We start from the raw sequence: 21,213 nt of genomic DNA, 5'->3' as shown, positions 1-21,213 counted from the left end.
AAGTGCACAACTAAATAAGACAGTTTGAAACCATCCTGTCTCTAAACAAAACTACGGAAATTCATAAGCATTTATAGCATGGTAGTTTTGCCATGCTTTTTTTATTTGAGGAGGTGAGTGTTATGATTACTACACGTAAATTGACTATTTCTGCCATGGTTGTGGCATTGTACATCGTTGTACTATATTTAACGCAAAGCGTTTCTTTTGGAGCGTATCAAATTCGTATAGCAACATCATTATATGCACTTGCTTATGCCTTTCCGTTTTTGGTAATTCCCATGGGGATTGGCAACCTCATTTCTAACTTCCTGTTCGGGGGTCTTGGTATCCTCGATATGGTAGGCGGCTTTGGCGTTGGTATTTTAACAACAGGTATTATCGTAGGTATGCGTAAGCTTGGTCTCAGCGCTTGGTGGGCGATGCTTCCTATTATCTTTGTACCTGCATTATGCGTACCGTTATGGCTCAGCCCGTTGCTTGGCCTTCCATACTGGCCATTAGTATTGAACCTTATCGTAGGTCAAACAATCCCAGCCGTTCTTGGCTCTATTTTAGTGAAAGCATTAATCAGCCGTCCTAGTGTGGCAGCTTTGGTAGGCGCTTTCAAGTAAAATAGATAAATAAAAAGATTTATAGGCAAACAAAAAGGCGTAAGCTCAAATGAGCTTACGCCTTTTTTATGGCTAAATGTTATGGAGGTAGAATGGATTAGCAGTTATAACCGCGCCATCTAGTTTCAACTACGAGACGTTCAAGAGCAACCATGTACGCTGCTTGACGAGGTGGTACATTGTATTTATGTTGCATTTCCCAAACAGCTTCGAAGCTATTTTGCATGTTTTTAGTTAATCTTTCGTTAACTTCTTCTTCAGTCCAGTAGAAGCTTGCTTTGTTTTGTACCCATTCATAGTAGGATACAACTACGCCGCCGCCGTTAGCAAGAACGTCAGGGATGATGTCGATACCTTTTTCATAGAAGTATTTATCTGCATCATTAGTAGTAGGGCCATTAGCACCTTCCAAGATGATTTTAGCTTGGATGTTTTCCATGTTGTCTTTGTTCAATTGGTTTTCAAGAGCTGCCATGTACAATACATCAACTGGTTGAGCCAATAATTCTTGAGCGCCAATTGTAGTCATACCTGGTTCGCTGTAACCTTCAAGAGAACGACCATGGGAGTTAGCATATTCGTATGCTTTTTCCACATCAATACCGTTAGGGTTGTAGATGTTAACGCTTACGTCGCCGATAGCCACAACTTTAGCGCCTGCTTGAGCGATAAGACGAGCACCTACGGAACCTACGTTACCGAAGCCTTGAACTGCTACAGTAAGGTTTTTGATGTCTAAGTTTTTCTTAGCTAAGTAACTTTGTAATGCGATGAGACAGCCGCGACCAGTCGCTTCATTACGACCTAAGGAACCGCCTACTTCGATAGGTTTACCAGTAACGATACCAGGGCTCCATTCGCCTTTTAATGTGCTGTATTCGTCAGCGATCCAGCTCATGATTTGAGAGTTTGTATTTACGTCTGGAGCTGGAACGTCAGTATTAACACCAATGATTGGCGCAATACGACGTACGAAGTTACGAGTTAAGCGTTCTAATTCGCGAGGGTTTAAAGTTTTAGGATCAACTTTGATACCGCCTTTACCGCCGCCATAAGGAATGTTAGCGATGGCGTTTTTAATAGTCATCCAAGCTGCCAATGCACGAACTTCGTTTTCATCGGAATCTGGATGGAAGCGAAGACCACCTTTAGCGCTGCCGCGTAATGTGGAGTGTTGGCAACGATAGCCTTCGTATACGCGAACATCACCATTGTCTAGTTGAAGAGGTACTGCTACCTTTAATTCGCGTTCTGGATGACGTAATACTTCGTAATCGCTACGAGAGTAGCCGAGTTTCTCAGCTGCTACGTCTAAAGTGTTTAGCATGTTTTCATATGGGTTGTAACCGCTCATAATTGCCTCCTGAATATCAGAGTAAATTTATTAATTGTGCTAAATTTTCACATACTTATGTATTCGACGTTGTATACATAATACCCTTTTCGTTTTTATAAATATATTCTATAGTTTTAAATCGTTGAAAGTAAGTAAAAATATAGATAAATACTGTGATTTTACTCACTGCTATTAAAGGAGAAAAAATTGCTTTAGCCTTCCACGGCTAGTGTATAAAATTGCTCAGTTATTTCGATTTAATGTATAAATTTGCTTTAGTAGTTTTGGCGTAGTGTATAAATTTCTTTTAGTTGACCGAGATTAGTATGTAAATTAAAAGCTTTCACAAAAAAATAAGAGCCCTTATTCGGAGGAATAAGGACCCTTATGTGTGTAATGATTTAATTAATCGATTGATTAATGTTTTTCAGCAGCAGAGCTGTCTGTAGTTTGGCCATCGCCCCACCATACTAAACCTTCTTGAGTAGGTAGTACTTTTTTGTTGAATACAGGGACTTTGATGCCACGGCGTTTTTGATCTACGTAGTCAGCAAGTGCAGCAACTGCTTGTTTGTTAAGAAGCACGATAGCTGTTACGTTTGTAAGAACTAGAAGTGCCATGAATAAATCGGCAGCATTCCATACAAGTTCAAGGGATGCAACGGAACCAATGTAAGACATTGCTACTACACCAAGACGGAAGAGATTTAGGTAAATCTTTTTATCTGTAAGGTGAGTGATGTTGATTTCGCCATAGTAGTAGTTACCAACTAGGGAACTGAAGGAGAACATAACGATGAACAATGCCATTGCGTATGGAGCCCATGGACCAAGTTCTTGTGCTAAGTTATGTTGTACCAATGCAACGCCTGTAAGACCTGTAGTCGTGTAATCGCCAATGATAAGAACGATGAACGCAGATGCTGTACAGATGATGAATGTTGTTAAGTATACGCCGAACGCTTGGATTAAACCTTGTTCAACTGGGTGATTTGCAGTAGCTGTAGCCGCTGCGTTAGGAACGGAACCTTGACCAGCTTCGTTTGAGAATAGACCACGTTTGATACCAGTCATCATAACGGCACCGAAGAGACCGCCACCAGCTGCATCAAGTGTGAATGCATGAGAGAAGATGGAGTAGAATACATGCGGCAATTGTGTAATGTTAGTAATCATAACGTATAATGCTGTGCCGATGTAAGCAAATGCCATTACTGGAACTAGGATTTCTGCAACTTTTGCAACTGCACTTAAGCCACCGAATACGATGAATAAAATTAAGACAGCTACGATACCGCCAGTAATATGAGCAGGAACATCGAGAGTTACCAAGGATGCTGCTAATGTATTAGCTTGTACGGAGTTGTAAATCCAACCGAATGTGATCGTAATAAGTACTGCGAATAAAACGGAGAAGCCAGGGCTATTTAAACCTTGACGGATGTAGTAAGCTGGACCGCCATAGAAACCACCATTAGCTAGAGGTTTTTTGTAGATTTGGGCCAATGTACATTCTACGAATCCTGTGGAGGCACCAAGAAGTGCGATAACCCACATCCAGAAGATAGCACCAGGACCACCGATTACTACGGCAATCGCGATACCTGCGATGTTACCAACACCTACACGAGATGCTGTGGTTACGCAGAACGCTTGGAATGAAGAAATGTGATTCTTTTCAGTTTTCTCACCAGCACTACTTGCAATGAGTCGAATCATTTCACCTAAGTATCGAATTTGTACGAATTTAGTTGTAAATGTGAAATAAAGACCTGCACCGATGAGGATGAAGATAATAAGATAATCCCACAAATATCCATTGATCAAAGATATTGTAGCGTTTAACTGGGCTTGCATTGAGTATCAGTCCTTTCTCTAAATAAAGCCATATAAATCGCACGCCTTTAGAATAAATTATACAACGAATGTATGTAAAAAAGACATAGTATCATGACTAAAAGCTATGCTAATTCAGTACTAGGTTTAGTAAAAAAAATTATAACTTAGGCAGGAAAACTTTAAAAGTTCAATTAATATGGGAGTTAGAGGTATATGAGAGAAATGCATAATACTGGATACAAAATACAAAATCACAGCTCAAAGAGCTGTGATTTTATGTTTTTTCATATGTAGTTGTGTATTACTTCTGAGAATGACCGAATTCTTGGGACTCTTCCATACCTTGTAATAAGGTTTGTTCTGAATGCTCCATGTGTAGTCTAGCTAACTTGCGAGCTTGAGTAGCATTATGAGAAGCGATAGCCTCTACGAGTTGCCGATGTTCTTCCCAAGTTTTTCTAAGTCGACCAGGTTGGTTCATAGAGAAACTACGGAAGCGGTAGGTTTGTTCACGCAAGTTATGAACAATATCTGCTAGTCGTTCATTTCGAGATGCGCGGTACAGCACTTCGTGGAACTCTACATCCGCAGCTACGACAGAATCCATGTCTTTATTTTCCATGTGGTCGCCGATTTCCACGAGCATTCTTTCCAAGGTTTCAATTTCTTCTTCGGTGATGCGTTCTGCTGCAAGACCTGCGGCTAATTCTTCGAGGGCCGATCGAATTTCAAATACTTGGGTAATATCTTTTAAAGAAATATTGGCAACGTAAGTACCACGACGAGGAATCATAACGACAAAGCCTTCTAGTTCTAATTTACGAATGGCTTCGCGAATCGGTGTGCGGCTCACGCCCAACTCTTCAGCGAGAGGGATTTCCATGAGACGTTCACCAGGCTTTAACACACCATCTTGGATGGCTTGACGCAATGTTTCACTTACAACTTCTCTCAGTGGTTTATACGCATCGAGTCGTATAGGTTGTAACCGTTTTGTCATGGTAAGTCCTCCTGTGTACATGTTTTACTAATGAGGGAAAGCCAATCGTGGCCAGCTGCTTTAATTTCCTCTTGGAGCTGTAATGCCTCCATTGGTTTATTAAGTAATACTACCATCGTTGGACCGCTGCCAGTCATGATGGTTGGGTATCCACGGCTTGTAAAGAACTCTTTACAGATTACAAGTTCTTCGTGATCTGGGAATAATAGTTCTTCAAAGGTATTGGCGCTACTAGTGAAAGCAGATGTCAAGTCGTTGTTTTCAACGTGGCTTAATACGGTATCAATTGTTTTCTTAGTAGCTTCTGATTTACCGTTAAAGCGACCATAAGCAGCTGCTGTAGAAACAGATACCTTTGGTTTAACGAGTAATAACCAGTGCGGTTCTGGCGATTGTTTATAGGTTAGTATTTCGCCGCGACCTGTGCCGCGTGCTGTACCACCTTGCAATAGAAATGGTACGTCAGAGCCGAGGGTGGCACCGATTTTTAACAGCTCCTCTTGCGTGAGGCGTAAGTCCCAGAAGCGATTGAGGCCTAATAGCATGGCTGCTGCATCTGCACTGCCACCGCCGAGACCTGCTTGAATAGGAATGCGTTTTAATAAATGAATAGCAGCACCTGCCTTACAACCTGTATAGGCTTGTACTGCGCGTAACGCTTTGAGCGCTAAATTGTCTTCGTCGTAGGTTACCAGTTTTTGCATATAGTCTGGCAACTCTGGAGCACCTCCAGAAAACACTACGGAATGGTGTTTAGCAAAATAAATAGAGTCGCTAAGACGAATGGATTGGAAAATGGAATCGATATCGTGGTAGCCGTCATCACGCTTACCCGTAATAGCCAGACCGATGTTGATTTTACTGCAACCGAGTTGCTCAAAACTTTTACTCATAATAGCCTCGTTCATAATGTACATAATATATGCAGTTTATATGTTTATTTTATACTGTTATAAAGTGATTGAAAATAACCATTAAGTGGTTTATGATGATTTTGTATACACATGTTGTTCGATTCTTAACAGTATTGTAAATAGCGTATAGTTTAGTTAGTTCATTATAGAATATTTATAGTGAAATAGCAATTTGGAGGGAGCTATGTTCGCCAAGTATAAAGATGTTGTGTATCAATGCCTTATGGTCGCCGTTGGATGTGCCATATTTGGTGCCGGTATTGATGCTTTTGTATTGCCCCATAAACTAGTTAGTACTGGTATTAGTGGGGTCGGTTTGATTTTATATTATGTAACGGGCTTATCCGTTGGTTCTTGGAATGTGATTTTAAATATTCCAATATTCTGGGCTGCTTGGAAATGGCTTGGTACGCGTGTCGTAGTAAAGACGCTATACGGCACACTCATGTTATCTTGGATGATTGATTTCTTTAATTTCCTGCAGTATGACATGATTATTAAGGATCCGTTGTTGAGTTCTATGATGGCCGGTATTACGACTGGTGTAGGCCTTGGTATTGTCTACCGTGTAGGTGGCAATACAGGTGGTCTTGATCCAATTGCTCTTATCGTTCGAAAATATTATGGCCTTCAAATGGGTTCCATTAATAGTGCCATCAACTGTGCCGTTCTATTAGCTGCTGTAAGCGTTGTCGGTCTTGAAGCAGTAGCGGTAACACTTATTAGTGTGTATGTATATACTATTATTACCAATAAGGTTGTCATTGGTTTCAACCAACGAAAGGTTGCTTTCATCATCACCTATCGTACCGATGAGATTTGCGAATGTATCATCAACAAGGTAGGACGTGGAGCGACGATCATCGAAGGTGTTGGGGCCTATACTCGAACGCCAAAAAATATTGTTATGGTCGCAGTTAACCTATTACAAGTCAATAAATTGAAAGAAGTTATTGAAGCAGCAGATCCCAATGTATTTATCTTGATTACCGATGCTCAAGAGGTTATTGGTCAAGGTTTTACTCGGCCTATTTTGCCAACTGAGGTAACCAATCAGTTGAAAGCACAAGGCACAATAGCTCAAGATGCTACTGCTGTTGCGACTGATAACAAATAAAAACAACCTATAAGAAGTAAAAATGACAAATATAAATAACATTTTTTATTGAAATTGTTGTTCGTTGTCATCTTATATTAATTATGTGTAAATATAATGTTTTATGAATGTTATATACATTTTGTAAATTACTCGTATCTGATTGTAAACATATAAAATTAATAATTCCAGAGAGAGTCTCTCATGATGAGGTTAGGAGGTTCCTATGGCTCACAAATTAGCAGGTACGCCTGTACAAGAACAAGATATTATTGATGTGCAAACCCTTGTGGATGCTTATTTTGATAATGCACCGGATATTACAGATCCGACACAACTCGTATCTTTTGGCACATCTGGTCATCGTGGTACATCTTTAAATGGGACTTTCACCGATTTACATGTGGCGGCTATTACGCAGGCTATTTGTGATGGGCGTGGGCAATTTGGCGCTACTGGTCCGCTCTTTGTTGGGCAAGATACACATGCATTGTCACAGCCAGCTCTTGTGACTGTGCTAGAGGTGCTCGCTGGTAATGGCGTGACGGCTATGGTTGATGCGGATATGGATTTCGTACCGACTCCATCTGTATCTCGCGCGATTATTCGTTATAATGAAAGCCACGATCATAAGGCGGATGGTATTGTTATCACACCATCCCATAATCCTCCAGATAATGGTGGTATCAAGTATAACGCGACGAATGGTGGTCCAGCAGACACGCTCATTACAAAATGGATTGAAACTCGTGCTAATGAATATGTGCGTGCCTACTGCGAATTAGAAGGTTTCAAACGGATTAGCATTGATAATATTGAACCAGACCAACAAATTCCATATGATTATAAAGGTTTATACGTAGAAGAATTATCTTCTATTATTAACATGGAAGCCATTCAAAGTGCTAAACCGAAAGTTCTTGTTAATGCCTTAGGTGGTAGTGGCCTCGGTTACTGGCGTGCTATTAAAGAGCGCTATAATCTCAATATGGATATTATCAACGATGAGTACGATCCAACGTTCAGCTTTATGACGTATGACCATGATGGCAAGGTTCGCATGGATTGCTCCTCTGAATATGCCATGGCCGATGTTATTAAACAAATCGGTAACTATGATCTTGCCGTAGGTAATGATCCTGATTATGACCGCTATGGTATCGTTAGTGCGTATGGCCTTACCTCTCCAAATGCATTCCTTGTAACTGCGGCAGATTATCTGTTTACAACCCGTGGTTGGACAGATAAAGGGGTTGGTAAAACCGTTGTTTGTACCACCATGATTGACAAATGGGCAGCCATCAAAGACGTTCCTGTTTATGAAGTGCCTGTAGGTTTTAAATATTTCAGCTCTCTATTATTTGACGGTGAGATTGGTATAGGCGGTGAAGAATCCGCAGGTGCATCGTTCCTTAAAAAAGACGGTACCGTATGGACTACCGATAAAGATGGTATGGTAATGGCTCTATTGGCCATGGAAATGTACGCTGTAATGGGCGCTACTGTAGATAGACTATATAACAACATTGTTGAAGGTTGTGGAGACCCTCGTTTTGGTCGTATTGATGCGGCTTGTACGAAGGCAGCCAAGGCTAAGTTGAAACAGTTAAATGCAAGTTCTATTACGGCTACAGAGGTCGATGGAGATACTATTACGAATGTACGCACTACGTCCTTGTACAATGATATGCCTATCGATGGCGTTCGTGTAGAAACGGAAACAGGTTGGTTTGTGGCTCGTCCTTCTGGCACTGAAGACTTGTATAAAATTTATGGTGAAAGCTATAAAGGGGATAAAGGTCTTATTGCACTTTTAACGGCGGGTGAAGAAATTGTTACAGCCGCATTGTCTGACGAAGTGTAATCTCATAAAGATTTCACCGTCTAAAAGTAATAAATGTGATATAATATATTAATATAGTTTATTGAATGCCCTATATTGGCTATATAGTTTGTAGTGCTTAGAAAAGGTGATGTTATGAAGTTAGTTGTTACCGTTGTCGGCGTTGACCGCGTTGGTATCATAGCTGGGGTTAGTACAGTACTTGCTGACCACGGTGTAAACATTATGTCTATTAATCAAACCATTCTTGATGGCGTTTTCAATATGATTATGATGTGTGAAACAAAGTCTGAGGATATGAAAAACCTTACATCTTTTTAGAAACGAATCAGATGATTCACGATAACAAGCTTGACGTTCGTACGATTACGATGGGGATTAGCTTGTTAGAATGCGCGTCTAGCTCTGGTAAAGAGCTATGTGATCGCATTTATGATCGCATTACAAAAGAGGCAGAACATCTTGTATCTACAGGTGAAGATATTGAGCGCGAGTTCGGTATTCCTATCATCAACAAGCGTATTTCTGTAACGCCAATTTCTTTAGTGGCTGGTGGTAGTGATCTAACATCTTATGTTCCTGTAGCGGAAGCTATGGATTGCGCCGCGAAGGCCGTAGGGGTTAACTTTATCGGCGGTTTCTCTGCCCTTGTAACAAAGGGAGCTACACGAGCTGACCGCATTTTGATTGACTCTATTCCTGAAGCATTAGCAACGACGGATATCGTATGTAGCTCCGTTGCAGTAGGTTCTACTAAAACTGGTATCAACATGGATGCAGTACGTGACATGGGTATCATCGTTAAAAAAACTGCTGAGCTCACAAAGGATAATGATGCTCTTGGTTGTGCTAAGCTAGTTATTTTCTGTAATCCTGTTGAAGATAATCCGTTTATGGCGGGTGCCTTCTTCGGTGTTACAGAAGGGGATAGCGCTATTTCTGTAGGCGTATCTGGCCCAGGTGTTGTTAAACATGCTCTTGAATCTGTTCGTGGACAATCCTTTGATGTTGTAGCAGAAACCATTAAACGTACTGCTTTCAAAATTACTCGTGTAGGCCAATTGGTAGCACAAGAGGCATCTCGTCGTCTTGGTAAACCATTTGGTATTATCGACTTGTCCTTGGCGCCAACACCTGCTGTAGGTGACTCTGTAGCTCACGTTCTTGAAGAAATGGGCTTGTCCTCTTGTGGATGTCACGGCACTACGGCAGCCCTTGCATTATTGAATGATGCAGTGAAAAAAGGCGGCCTTATGGCGTCCTCTCACGTTGGTGGTCTCAGTGGTGCATTTATCCCAGTATCTGAAGATGCGGGCATGATTGATGCTGTATCTTGTGGCAGTTTGACACTTGATAAATTAGAGGCTATGACATGTGTATGCTCCGTAGGTCTCGATATGATCGCTATTCCTGGTGATACAACGGCTGATACAATTTCTGCTATTATTGCCGATGAATCAGCTATTGGTATGATTAATAATAAGACAACTGCGGTTCGTGTAATTCCTGTACCTGGAAAAACAGTAGGTGAGGTTGTTGAATTTGGTGGCCTTTTAGGTTACGCTCCAATTATTGAAGTGAGTCCATATAGTGCTGCTGAGTTCATCGCCCGTGGTGGTCGTATTCCTGCACCTATTCGTAGCTTAACGAACTAATCCCGTTTTTCAACCTAGTTGTTGGAGGTGTCTTATGAGTGATTATGTGCTCGATTATGTATGGGCCTTTGCTCTAGCGCTCATCATAACCTTTGCACTAACCCCTTTGGTGAAACGCTTTGCCGTTGCCGTCGGGGCAATAGATAAACCAGATGCCCGTAAGGTGCATCATGGCGCGATTCCACGACTTGGTGGATTAGCAATCTTTCTCGGTTATGTCGGGTCGGTCCTCTTTAATGGATCTATCCCGCATGATCATAAATTATTTGGCTTTGTACTTGGTACTGTTATTCTTGTGCTTGTTGGCATTTGGGATGATATTAAACAGATTGAGCCAAAAACTAAGTTAATGGGCCAAATCATAGCAGCCGCTATTTTGGTGGCTTATGATATTCGTGTAGATTTCATCAACCTTCCTTGGGGTGGGGTAGTATACCTTAAATATTGGGCAGCTCCATTGACGATCTTCTGGATTGTAGGCTTTACGAATATTGTAAACCTCATCGATGGCCTTGATGGGTTGGCAGCAGGTATTTCCTTCATTGCTTGTATTGCTGTATGTGCGATGACATTACAACTTGGTCAAACTGACTTAGCATGTATATCTCTTGCACTTGCAGGTGCAACAGTAGGGTTCTTGCGGTATAACTTTAACCCAGCGAAAATTTTCATGGGTGATACGGGTTCTATGCTCCTCGGTTATACTTTAGCAGCTATTTCTGTAATGGGTGCTGTTAAAACAGCAGCTACTATTGCATTAGTAGTTCCTGCAATCGTACTTGGCTTACCAATTCTAGATACATTATTTGCTATCGTACGCCGTAAAATTAGCGGTCGTCCAATTTTTAAGCCTGATAAAGGCCATGTGCATCATCGTTTGTTAGCTCAAGGTTTATCTCAAAAACAAGCGGTGCTAATGATGTATGCCGTAACAGCTCTGTTTGGTGGCGTGTCCGTCATCGTAGCAGAGGTCAATGCTTGGATTGGTATTGCATTGGTACTCGTTATCTTCTTAGGCAGTATTTTTGTGGCTCGTCGCCTTGGGGTTATTACCCATAGTGATGCGGCTGGACATCCATTACCACGTCCTACAATTGAACGCAGCGATTCAGATGAAACTATTTCCTTTGATCGTGAAGAATTGGCAAAAGCTTTAGAGGAATCAGAGGGTTCCCATAAGGAATAACCATATGTGGGGCGCTTGGCGCCCCATTTTTTCTATCCTACTATGTTGGAGGCAACTATGTTAAAAGTTATGACAATCTTTGGTACAAGACCTGAGGCTATCAAGATGGCTCCTCTTGTGAAAGCATTAGAAGCAGCACCAGATATGGAACCGATTGTAACCGTTACAGCGCAACATCGTGATATGCTCGACCAAGTACTAAACTTGTTTAATATTACCCCGGATTACGACTTAAATATTATGAGCCAAGGCCAAACCTTGTACGATGTGACAAATCGTGCCTTGTTAGGTCTTAAGGATGTACTAGAAGAAGCAAAACCTGATGTAGTACTCGTTCATGGTGATACTACAACTACCTTTGCAGGTGCTTTGGCATCTTTCTATCAAGAGATTCCTGTAGGCCATGTAGAAGCGGGCCTTCGTACTGGTGATATTTACTCTCCGTTCCCAGAAGAAATGAACCGTAAATTGACGGGTTCTATTGCGACCTATCACTTTGCACCGACTTCTAGCTCTGAAAGCAATCTTAAGAAAGAAAATATCAATACAGATCATCTATATGTAACAGGTAATACAGTTATCGATGCCCTTGATACAACCGTACAAGATAATTATGTATTCGACGATGCGGCTATTAATGGTCTAGATCCTGAAAAACGCACAGTTCTTGTTACTACACATCGCCGTGAAAACTTGGGTGAGCCTATGCGCCACGTATATCAAGCTATTCGCGATTTAATTAATGAATTTGAAGATATTCAAGTTGTGTTCCCTGTACATAAGAATCCTAAGGTTCGCCAAGTGGTGCAAGAGGAACTTGGTTCTGTAGAACGTGTTACCTTAATCGATCCACTTGATTATGAACCCTTTGCGAACTTAATGGCTAAATCTTATTTGATTCTTACTGATTCTGGTGGGATTCAAGAGGAAGCGCCAGCCCTTGGTAAACCGGTTCTCGTATTGCGCGATACAACAGAACGCCCTGAAGCTGTTGAAGCTGGTACAGTTCGCCTAGTAGGTACTGATAAAGATGCAGTACATGCAGCGGCTCATGAATTGTTGAGCAATACAGCAGCTTATAAATTGATGTCTAACTCCGTTAACCCTTACGGTGACGGCAAAGCATCTGAACGCATCATCCAAGCGTTGCGCCATGAGTTCTTAGGCGATCCTAATCGTCCTGAACGATTTGGTAAATAATATGGATAAGGATCTTGTGAAAGCCCTCGCTATGGCAACATCAGCGGGGCTCACACTCGTTTTCTGTATAGGTGGTTTCATTTGGATTGGATATACACTGGATAGTTGGTTTAGAACTGAACCGTTATGTATGATTGTATTTGGTCTTATTGGAGCTATAACAGGTTTTTATATGTTATACAAACAAGTTAAGTAGTGAGGTATATATGAATCAATATGTAAAATTCATAGTGCGTGTGCTGCTGACTTGTTTTTTTATTGCCTTTTTAGGCGGTATAATACAAGTTTTATGTGGCCTAGAACAGTATCTATGGGGATGGTTTTGGGGGATTTTTATAATGGTACTCTACTTGCTAAGTTTAGCTTTGCATGGTCAATCCATTGTATCCGGGGATCCTTACAAAGCCGTTCGTAAAGCTCGTAGACAGATGATATGGCGTCTTATGTTAGTAGGTTCATTAGTAGTCTTAGGATTAAAGATTCCCGGTATAGAGGCTATTAGCATGTTTGTTGGTGTGGCACTTATTCAGCCCGCATTATATGTTGTTTACTGGTGGCTTAGTCGACATTTTTAATCTAATGATGTGTTAAATTATAGATATATTCCAATAATGCATTATACACAATACATTTATGAGTAATTAGAATTGTTTACCTTTCAAGTGTTGATTATATATCTATAACGATGTATGATGATACATATATATTATATTTATATTTATTGTAAATATATTAGTTCTTTATTATGTCTATGGAAGGGGTTGAGAACGTGGAATTACATGCGGGACACCATGAAGTCGTGCAGTGGTTAGGGTTGACATTTAATTTGGATACTTTAATTGCTACATGGGTTACTATGGCTATTGTAATACTGATAACAGTACTAGCCACCCGGGGACGAAAATTGGTGCCTGTAGGCTTGCAAAATATAGTTGAATCTATATTGGAAGGCTTAGAGGGGCAATTAGCTCCGAACTTAGGTCGTCATTGGCCGATGGTGAGTTCCTTGTTATTTACGTTTTTCTTATTTATTTTTGTAGGAAACGAACTGGGCTTAATGCCAACGTTTAAGGCTTTAACATCACCAACATCCGATATTAATACTACAATTGCATTAGCTCTATGTAGCACATTAGTGGTATGGGTTATGGGGATTAAAGTTAAAGGCTTATCCTATTTCAATCATTTTGTTCAACCATATAAGGCTTTGTTAATCCTTAATATCTTTGAAGAAATTGCAAAACCAGTTACACTTGCTTTCCGTCTATTCGGCAATATCGTAGCTGGTGAAATTCTCTTAGAAGTATTGTACAATTTGCCTTGGTTTGTGCCGGTACCATGGGTATGGATTGCTTTTAGTTTGTTTATCGGCATTATTCAAGCCTTTATTTTTACCGTTCTTACTGCCTCCTACTTGGGGATGGCTCTTAGTGAGGAACATTAATTTTTTACGGAGGGTATATTATGGAAGCTCAAGGTTTATTCGCATTAGCAGCAGCAATCGCAGTAGGTTGTGGTGCCATTGGTGCAGGTATCGGTGACGGTCTTGTATCTAGCAAAGTAATTGAAGGTATTACGCGTCAACCTGAATTGCGTGGTCAATTGATGTCTACTATGTTCGTAGCGATTGGTTTGATTGAAGCGATGCCTATCATCGGTGTAGTAGTAGCATTTATTTTGTTATTCAGATAATAACGAGGAGGAATAACCTTGGTTGACTTAAGCCTTGGAACGATTCTTGCTCAAATGTTGAACTTTTTTATATTAGTTTGGCTATTAGCTCGTTTTGCATATAAACCATTATTGGCTATGATGACAGAACGTAAAGAACGAATTGCTAAAGACTTAGAAGCTGCAGAAAAAGCTCGTGTAGAGGCAGAGGGCTTTAAAGCTGATTATGCCGCTCAAATTGCTAAAGCACGTCAAGAAGCACAACAAATTGTTGAAAAAGCAGTTCAAGAAGCAGAACATACAACACGCGAACAATTAGCGACAGCACGTGAACAAATTGAACAAGAAAAAAATCGTGCTCGTCAAGATATCGCTATTGAACGCGATCGCGCTATGAACAGCTTGCGCAATGAAGTTGTTTCCTTATCTGTAGCTATGGCTGGTAAAGTTGTTGCTAAAGATATGAACAGCGAAACTAATACAAAATTGATCGAAGACGCTATTCGTCAACTTGATAGTAAAACGATAGGGTTGTGATACGATGAGCATAGAAATTGTAGCAGATAAATATGGTTCGGCTATGTTTGAATTAGCTCAAGAACAAAATAATTTGGAACTCATGGAGGAGCAATTAGGCTATGTAGCTTCCGTTATGGCAGAACAGCCTGAACTTCGTTCATTCCTTGAAAATCCAATCGTTACTGAAGATGCGAAGATTAAACTTGTTGGTAGAATCTTTGAATCTAGTATCGACAAAGTGGCTCTACACTTTATCTATGTGATGATTAAACGTGGACGTCATCGTTATATAGCGGAAGCTATTGCAGCGTTTATTCAAAAATCACGTGAAGCTCGTGGTATTTTGGAAGCTACTGTAACTGTGGCAGAACCAATCACAGCTGATGTAGAATCATCTGTACAAGCTAAACTAAGAGAGGTTACAGGAAAAGATGTCATCTTATCCGTGCGCCAAGATCCATCCATTATGGGGGGGATCATTATCCAAGTAGGGGATAAACGCATCGATGGCTCTGTAGCTCGCCGTTTAGAAGAATTAGAAAAATCTTTATTAAGAACGAACTCTATTAGATAGGGGTGAATGGGTATATATGAAAATGAAGCCTGAAGAAATCACTGCTATAATCAAACAGCAGATTCAGGACTATGATGTTGACCTCAATGTCGATGACGTGGGTACTGTTCTCGACGTAGGGGATGGCATCGCCCATATTTATGGTCTTGAAAGAGCCATGGCAGGTGAGTTGTTAGAATTGCCTCACGGCGTATATGGCTTGGTTTTGAACTTAGAATTAGATAATGTTGGTGCCGTACTATTAGGTGATGACTTCTTGATTAAAGAAGGCGACCAAGTACGCCGTACTGGCAAAATTATGGACGTTCCTGCAGGGGATGCCTTGATTGGCCGCGTAGTAAACCCTCTTGGGCAACCTCTTGATGGTAAGGGTGCTATCCAAGCTACTGAACGCCGTCCTGTGGAACATCCAGCACCTGGTATTGCGGATCGTCAATCTGTAAACGAACCTTTACAAACAGGTCTTAAAGCAATTGATGCGATGGTACCAATCGGCCGTGGTCAACGTGAACTTATCATTGGTGACCGTGGTACTGGTAAAACTGCGATTGCATTAGATACTATTTTGAACCAAAAAGGCAAAGATGTTATTTGTATTTATGTAGCCATTGGTCAAAAAGAATCTACTGTTGCTCGTGTAGTACAAAAGCTTGAAGAAGCAGGCGCTATGGAGTATACAATCGTAGTATCTGCTAGTGCATCTACTGGTGCACCTCTTCAATATATCGCTCCGTACGCTGGTGTTGCCATGGGTGAATACTTCATGTACCAAGGCAAACACGTATTATGCGTATATGATGACTTAACAAAACAAGCGGCTGCATACCGTGCTATGTCCCTATTGTTACGCCGTCCACCAGGGCGTGAAGCGTATCCAGGCGACGTATTCTACTTACACAGCCGTCTATTAGAGCGCGCTGCGAAACTTTCACCTGAACTTGGTGGCGGTTCCATTACAGCGTTGCCTATTATCGAAACACAAGCGGGTGACGTATCTGCATACATCCCAACAAACGTAATCTCCATCACGGATGGTCAAATTTTCTTGGGTACAGATATGTTCTACTCTGGTATTCGTCCAGCTGTTGACGTAGGCTTGTCCGTATCCCGTGTAGGTGGTAGTGCGCAAACGAAAGCGATGAAACAAGTAGCGGGCCAATTGCGTTTGGACCTTGCTCAATATCGTGAGTTGGCTGCCTTTGCTCAGTTCGGTTCCGACCTTGATGCGGCTACACGTGCTCAACTTGATCGTGGTCAACGTTTAACTGAAATGTTGAAACAAGGCCAATATGAGCCAATGAGCGTAGCTGAAATGGTTATTAACCTCTATGCTGGTACAAAAGGCTATTTAGCAGACATTCAAGTTGAGGATGTATTGGCATTCGAAGTGGAATTGTTGCGTTATGTGAAAGCTAACTATCCTGAAATTATCACAAATATTGAAACGTCCAAGAAAATCGAGGACGAAACTGAAAATCTATTGAAACAAGCAATCCCAGAATGTGTAGAAGCATTTGGTTCTACTCATACATTAGTGTCTCGTAAGGAGGCGTAATGTATGGCTAGTGCACAAGATTTGCGAAAACGCATAAAAAGTGTTACCAATACGCAACAAATTACTAAAGCGATGAAGATGGTAGCCTCTGCTCGTCTTCGTAGGGCACAAACAAAAGCGGAAGCTACGCGTCCTTACGCAGAAAAGATTGGGCAAATCTTGCGTCATATGTCTAATAGTGATTTAGAAGGCTTTGAAAGTCCTCTTTTAGATGTTCGACCTGTTGAACGTACTTGCTATATTGTAGTTGGTGCGGATAAAGGTCTTGCTGGGGCATTCTCGTCTAATGTACTTAAGTTTGCTATGGAAGAATTAAAGGGCAAAGATCCTAGTACATACCGTGTAATTACGGCGGGTAGAAAACCTAGAGACAGTATGAAATCCAGAGGTATTCATATCGATAAGTCTTATGCGGGCTTCTCCGATAAACCTTCCTATGAACATGCTCGTGCCATCATGCATGAAGCACTTTCATTATATGAACGTCATGAAGTTGACGAAGTCATCATGATCTATACACGTTTTGTAAATTCTATGACGCAAATTGCACAGGCTGAGCGCTTGTTGCCGATAGAGCAACCACAAGATGAGGTAAAGGGCGAAGAGTATGATTTCATGCCATCTGCTGTATCTGTCTTGGAGGCGTTGCTACCAAAATATTTAGAAATTACTGTTTATAATGGATTGTTGCAATCTGCAGCTAGTGAATTAGGTGCTCGTATGACTGCCATGACATCTGCTACAGATAATGCAGGGGAACTCATTGAGTCCTTAGGCCTTGAATATAACAAGTTGCGTCAATCTAGTATTACAAACGAAATTTCTGAAATCGTTGGTGGCGCTAATGCCTTGCAATAAATAAGGAGACATCTGTCGATGAGTAATAATATTGGTAAAGTTGTGCAGGTCATCGGCCCAGTTGTAGACGTGCGCTTCGATGCTGGTCATTTACCAGCCATCTACAACGCCATCCACATCTACCATGACCATAAAGCACACGATAGACAAAAAATCGTAGTAGAGGTTATGCAACATTTAGGTGACGACACAGTTCGTTGCGTTGCGATGAGCTCTACTGACGGTATGACACGTAATATGGAAGCGGAAGATACTGGCAATCCTATTTCCGTCCCTGTAGGGGAAGGCGTATTGGGCCGTATCTTTAACGTACTTGGTGAAACTGTAGACCATGATCCAGCTCCAGTTGCAGCTGATGAAAAATGGCCGATTCACCGTCCAGCACCTAAATTTGATGACCTTTCTCCAGATACACAAATCTTGGAAACAGGTATTAAGGTCGTTGACCTTATTGCTCCATACGTAAAAGGTGGTAAAATCGGTCTTTTCGGTGGTGCCGGTGTAGGTAAAACCGTATTGATCATGGAATTGATTCACAATGTTGCCACAGAGCACGGTGGTTACTCCGTATTCTCCGGCGTAGGCGAACGGACTCGTGAAGGTAACGACTTGTGGAACGAAATGAAAGAGTCTGGCGTTATCAACAAAACAGCCCTCGTATATGGCCAAATGAATGAGCCACCAGGGGCTCGTATGCGCGTAGGTCTTACAGGCCTTACAATGGCTGAATACTTCCGTGATGTGAAGAAACAAGACGTGCTCTTGTTCATCGATAACATTTTCCGCTTTATCCAAGCGGGCTCTGAAGTATCTGCCCTCTTAGGTCGTATGCCATCCGCCGTAGGTTACCAACCTACATTGGCTAATGACGTAGGGGCATTACAAGAACGTATTACATCTACAAAAGAAGGTTCTATTACTTCTGTACAAGCTGTATACGTACCTGCCGATGACTTAACTGACCCTGCTCCAGCGGCGACATTCGCTCACTTGGATGCGACAACAGTATTGTCTCGTTCCATTGCGGAACTTGGTATCTATCCAGCGGTGGATCCGTTAGATTCTACAAGCCGTATTTTGGACCCACATGTACTTGGTGAAGAACACTACGCTGTAGCGCGTGGCGTGCAAGAAGTATTGCAAAAATATAAAGATCTTCAAGATATTATCGCAATCCTTGGTATGGAAGAATTGTCTGACGAAGATAAATTGACTGTATCTCGTGCGCGTAAGATTCAACGTTTCTTGAGTCAACCGTTCTTCGTAGCTGAAGTATTTACTGGTTCTCCTGGTAAATACGTACCATTGTCCGAAACATTGAGAGGCTTTAGAGAAATCCTTGATGGTAAACATGACGATTTGCCTGAAGGTGCATTCTACATGGTTGGTACCATCGATGAAGCCGTTCAAAAAGCAAAGGAAATGCAAGAGAAGGGGGAATAATCCATGGCGGAACCTATGTCCCTACAGATCATCACACCTGATGCAGTCGTATTCGAAGGTCAGTCTACTTTTTTTGTAGGTAAGGCTATCGATGGTCAATTTGGTATCTTGCCAAATCATGCACCTATGATTATTGCATTAGACTTAGCGCCTTTACGCATTGATCAACCTGATGGAACATCTCGTGAACTTGCTGTATTTGGTGGCTTCTGTGAAATCGAACATAATAAGGTGAGTATTGTAACACCAGATTGCCAAGATCCAGAATCTATTGATGTGGAACGTGCTCAGCGTGCCAAAGAGCGTGCTGAAGGCCGTTTGGCTAATCCTACACCTGATATTGATGTAGAGCGAGCAGAAGCGGCATTGCAACGTGCCTTGTTGCGCTTGCATGTAACTAAACAACTATAAGATAAAAGGCTAGCCGAGGGTGATATGTACCCCCTTTACTGGACAACCAGTAAAGGGGGTATTTTCATGAGATATAGTTATGAATTTAAAAAAAAAGCAATTGAATTATTTAATCAAGGTGAATGGCCAGAGACGCCAACTGGAGTATTGACTCATACTTTTCACGAACAAATAATAAAATGGGCTAAACAGGAAGAGTTTAATGGCCCAGAAATCAATAAGCATAATCCAGATAAGCGATGTTGGTCTCCAGAGAAGAAATATGAGTTAGTATGCCAAGTATTATTTGGAGAATCTATCCGCTCTGTATCTATTAGGGCTGGAATTAATACTGGCCAACTGTATCAATGGGTTCATAAATACAAAACTTTGGGATACAATGGTCTTATTAATAAACCTAAAGGACGATCACCAAAGGATTGCAAAATGAAAGTACCTAAGACTATCTCACCTCGAGAGCTCAAAGAGAGTGAATATGAGGAACTCATTCGCTTACGAGCTGAAATTGCTTATATTAAAGCTGAAAATGAAGTCATAAAAAAAGAGATTGCCTTGAGAGAAGAAAAAGAGGCTGCGCGACTCAAGGCGAAAAAGCAGCGATTATCAAAACGCTCCGCCAACAAGGCTATCAACTAAAACATCTTTTGAAAGCTATGCCAATGTCCAAATCTACCTATTATTTTGAACTTACTAAAGTAGATCTTGTAGATAAAAGAAATACAGAGCTAAAAGATGAAATTCAAAAGATTTTTACAGAACATAAAGGCCGGTATGGTGTACGCCGTGTATATCAAGAGCTTCTTAATCGAGGCTTTGTAGTCAATCATAAACGAGTGCAAAGACTTATGCATATTATGGGGCTCGCAGGAAAGCGACCGAAAGAAAAGTACCACTCTTACAAAGGGAAAGTCGGTAAGGTAGCAGAAAATATCGTCAATAGAGATTTTAGTACAACTGCACCATTACAAAAATGGACTACTGATGTGTCTCAATTTAATTTCTCATGGGGAAAATGCTATTTGTCGCCTATTTTAGATATGAATACGAATGAGATTGTTGCTTATGACTTAGCATTAAGTCCTAACTTAGAACAAATTTCTCGTATGTTAGAGAAGGCATTCAAGAAGTTTACTAATCTTTCAGGATTAATCCTCCATTCTGATCAAGGATGGCAATACCAACATAAGTACTTTAGGAGAACACTCAAAGAGCATGGTATTATTCAATCTATGTCTCGAAAAGGAAATTGTTATGATAACTCTGTGATGGAAACCTTTTTTGGTAGATTGAAAACGGAAATATATTATGGTTTTGAGAGAGAATATTCATCTTTTAATGCTTTTGCAGCAGCGATAGAAGAATACATTAACTATTACAATAACAAAAGGATTCAAGCAAAAACAAAATGGATGCCCCCTGTGAAATACAGAGAAGCATCCATGTGTTTAGGCTAGTAAATAATATGTGTCCAGGAAAATGGGTACATATCAGGGGCTAGC

22 protein-coding genes and 1 pseudogene are annotated in these 21,213 nt (G+C 41.1%); 19 read left to right on the top strand and 4 right to left on the bottom strand.

Annotated elements, in window-relative coordinates; all coding sequences use genetic code 11:
• Positions 1-122: 122 nt before the first annotated feature.
• Positions 123-614: a QueT transporter family protein gene (locus tag VRHSUH09_RS05475; RefSeq protein WP_105081622.1), complete on the top strand. Its 492-nt coding sequence runs from the start codon at positions 123-125 to the stop codon at positions 612-614.
• Between the two features lie 97 nt (positions 615-711).
• Here VRHSUH09_RS05475 and VRHSUH09_RS05470 read toward each other — a convergent pair whose 3' ends face one another.
• The 4 genes from VRHSUH09_RS05470 to ispE all read right to left on the bottom strand — a co-directional run bounded on the left by VRHSUH09_RS05470 (position 712) and on the right by ispE (position 5,682).
• Positions 712-1,968 carry a Glu/Leu/Phe/Val family dehydrogenase gene (locus VRHSUH09_RS05470; RefSeq protein WP_054748267.1) on the bottom strand — a complete coding sequence of 419 codons (1,257 nt, stop codon included), beginning with the start codon at positions 1,966-1,968 and terminating at the stop codon, positions 712-714.
• A 399-nt stretch (positions 1,969-2,367) separates the two neighbouring features.
• Positions 2,368-3,807 (bottom strand): alanine/glycine:cation symporter family protein, encoded by a 1,440-nt coding sequence (locus VRHSUH09_RS05465; protein WP_105081621.1) that lies wholly within the window; start codon positions 3,805-3,807, stop codon positions 2,368-2,370.
• Between the two features lie 283 nt (positions 3,808-4,090).
• Positions 4,091-4,789, bottom strand: coding sequence for a GntR family transcriptional regulator (locus VRHSUH09_RS05460; protein WP_054748271.1), 699 nt, complete (start codon positions 4,787-4,789; stop codon positions 4,091-4,093).
• On the bottom strand, positions 4,786-5,682 hold the full coding sequence (ispE, locus tag VRHSUH09_RS05455; protein WP_105081620.1) for a 4-(cytidine 5'-diphospho)-2-C-methyl-D-erythritol kinase: 897 nt from the start codon (positions 5,680-5,682) through the stop codon (positions 4,786-4,788). Before ispE ends, VRHSUH09_RS05460 begins: the two co-directional genes overlap by 4 nt.
• 205 nt (positions 5,683-5,887) lie before the next feature.
• On the opposite strand from ispE, the gene VRHSUH09_RS05450 reads away from it, so the two are divergent.
• From VRHSUH09_RS05450 to VRHSUH09_RS05365, 18 genes and pseudogenes are all read left to right on the top strand, one after another.
• The gene (locus VRHSUH09_RS05450; RefSeq protein WP_105081619.1) at positions 5,888-6,820 is read left to right on the top strand and encodes a YitT family protein; all 933 of its coding nucleotides are present in this window, start codon (positions 5,888-5,890) and stop codon (positions 6,818-6,820) included.
• A 205-nt stretch (positions 6,821-7,025) separates the two neighbouring features.
• Positions 7,026-8,663, top strand: coding sequence for a phosphoglucomutase (locus VRHSUH09_RS05445; protein ID WP_105081618.1), 1,638 nt, complete (start codon positions 7,026-7,028; stop codon positions 8,661-8,663).
• A gap of 114 nt (positions 8,664-8,777) precedes the next feature.
• Positions 8,778-8,957: pseudogene (locus VRHSUH09_RS05440) on the top strand (ACT domain-containing protein); the annotation flags it as partial.
• 17 nt (positions 8,958-8,974) lie between these two features.
• Positions 8,975-10,297 (top strand): PFL family protein, encoded by a 1,323-nt coding sequence (locus VRHSUH09_RS05435; RefSeq protein WP_105081617.1) that lies wholly within the window; start codon positions 8,975-8,977, stop codon positions 10,295-10,297.
• Positions 10,298-10,331: 34 nt separating this feature from the next.
• Positions 10,332-11,483: a glycosyltransferase family 4 protein gene (locus VRHSUH09_RS05430; protein ID WP_105081616.1), complete on the top strand. Its 1,152-nt coding sequence runs from the start codon at positions 10,332-10,334 to the stop codon at positions 11,481-11,483.
• A 57-nt stretch (positions 11,484-11,540) separates the two neighbouring features.
• Complete coding sequence (gene wecB / locus VRHSUH09_RS05425; RefSeq protein ID WP_009352506.1) at positions 11,541-12,683, top strand: non-hydrolyzing UDP-N-acetylglucosamine 2-epimerase; 1,143 nt, start codon at positions 11,541-11,543, stop codon at positions 12,681-12,683.
• A gap of 1 nt (position 12,684) precedes the next feature.
• Positions 12,685-12,879: an AtpZ/AtpI family protein gene (locus tag VRHSUH09_RS05420; RefSeq protein ID WP_105081615.1), complete on the top strand. Its 195-nt coding sequence runs from the start codon at positions 12,685-12,687 to the stop codon at positions 12,877-12,879.
• A 10-nt stretch (positions 12,880-12,889) separates the two neighbouring features.
• Positions 12,890-13,258 (top strand): Tat pathway signal protein, encoded by a 369-nt coding sequence (locus VRHSUH09_RS05415; protein ID WP_105081614.1) that lies wholly within the window; start codon positions 12,890-12,892, stop codon positions 13,256-13,258.
• A 170-nt stretch (positions 13,259-13,428) separates the two neighbouring features.
• A complete protein-coding gene (gene atpB, locus VRHSUH09_RS05410) occupies positions 13,429-14,127 on the top strand; it encodes a F0F1 ATP synthase subunit A (RefSeq protein ID WP_105081613.1) in 699 nt (232 codons plus the stop codon).
• A 20-nt stretch (positions 14,128-14,147) separates the two neighbouring features.
• A complete protein-coding gene (gene atpE, locus VRHSUH09_RS05405; protein WP_004695064.1) occupies positions 14,148-14,375 on the top strand; it encodes a F0F1 ATP synthase subunit C in 228 nt (75 codons plus the stop codon).
• Positions 14,376-14,393: 18 nt separating this feature from the next.
• Positions 14,394-14,891 (top strand): F0F1 ATP synthase subunit B, encoded by a 498-nt coding sequence (gene atpF, locus VRHSUH09_RS05400; protein ID WP_009352521.1) that lies wholly within the window; start codon positions 14,394-14,396, stop codon positions 14,889-14,891.
• A gap of 4 nt (positions 14,892-14,895) precedes the next feature.
• Entirely contained in the window at positions 14,896-15,447 is a 552-nt protein-coding gene (gene atpH, locus VRHSUH09_RS05395; protein WP_105081612.1) for an ATP synthase F1 subunit delta, read from the top strand.
• Positions 15,448-15,463: 16 nt separating this feature from the next.
• Positions 15,464-17,002 carry a F0F1 ATP synthase subunit alpha gene (gene atpA, locus VRHSUH09_RS05390; RefSeq protein ID WP_105081611.1) on the top strand — a complete coding sequence of 513 codons (1,539 nt, stop codon included), beginning with the start codon at positions 15,464-15,466 and terminating at the stop codon, positions 17,000-17,002.
• 3 nt (positions 17,003-17,005) lie between these two features.
• Positions 17,006-17,860, top strand: a complete 855-nt coding sequence (gene atpG, locus VRHSUH09_RS05385) for an ATP synthase F1 subunit gamma (protein WP_009352465.1) — start codon at positions 17,006-17,008, stop codon at positions 17,858-17,860.
• A gap of 18 nt (positions 17,861-17,878) precedes the next feature.
• Positions 17,879-19,303: a F0F1 ATP synthase subunit beta gene (gene atpD / locus VRHSUH09_RS05380; protein WP_105081610.1), complete on the top strand. Its 1,425-nt coding sequence runs from the start codon at positions 17,879-17,881 to the stop codon at positions 19,301-19,303.
• A 3-nt stretch (positions 19,304-19,306) separates the two neighbouring features.
• Positions 19,307-19,714 (top strand): ATP synthase F1 subunit epsilon, encoded by a 408-nt coding sequence (gene atpC, locus VRHSUH09_RS05375; RefSeq protein WP_054748284.1) that lies wholly within the window; start codon positions 19,307-19,309, stop codon positions 19,712-19,714.
• Between the two features lie 66 nt (positions 19,715-19,780).
• The gene (locus tag VRHSUH09_RS05370) at positions 19,781-20,350 is read left to right on the top strand and encodes a transposase (protein WP_245875992.1); all 570 of its coding nucleotides are present in this window, start codon (positions 19,781-19,783) and stop codon (positions 20,348-20,350) included.
• On the top strand, positions 20,314-21,168 hold the full coding sequence (locus VRHSUH09_RS05365; RefSeq protein ID WP_233187914.1) for an IS3 family transposase: 855 nt from the start codon (positions 20,314-20,316) through the stop codon (positions 21,166-21,168). The genes VRHSUH09_RS05370 and VRHSUH09_RS05365 overlap by 37 nt, the downstream gene beginning before the upstream one ends.
• Positions 21,169-21,213 lie beyond the last annotated feature (45 nt).

The organism is Veillonella rogosae JCM 15642 (assembly GCF_002959775.1).
Taxonomy (GTDB): Bacteria; Bacillota; Negativicutes; order Veillonellales; family Veillonellaceae; genus Veillonella; species Veillonella rogosae.
The sequence above is the reverse complement of the archived record's forward strand: the minus strand, read 5'-3'. Positions and strand labels throughout refer to the sequence as shown.